Annotated in this window: 1 rRNA gene; it reads right to left on the reverse strand. The window is 49.0% G+C overall.

Annotation, left to right across the window (positions count from 1 at the left end):
- A 16S ribosomal RNA gene (locus ADJ83_RS27015) occupies positions 1-188 on the reverse strand; the annotation flags it as partial.
- Positions 189-204 lie beyond the last annotated feature (16 nt).

The following is a 204-nucleotide window of genomic DNA, read 5'->3' on the forward strand; positions in this document are numbered from 1 at the left end:
GTAGAAAAGGATTATCCGGTATTAGCTCCGGTTTCCCGAAGTTATCCCAGTCTTACAGGCAGGTTGCCCACGTGTTACTCACCCGTCCGCCGCTAACTTTAAAAGCAAGCTTTTAAAGTCCGCTCGACTTGCATGTATTAGGCACGCCGCCAGCGTTCGTCCTGAGCCAGGATCAAACTCTCCAATAAAGAGTTGATTAGCTCA

Origin of the sequence: Bacillus sp. 522_BSPC, assembly GCF_001076885.1 — a bacterium.
GTDB lineage: Bacteria > Bacillota > Bacilli > Bacillales > Cytobacillaceae > Niallia > Niallia hominis.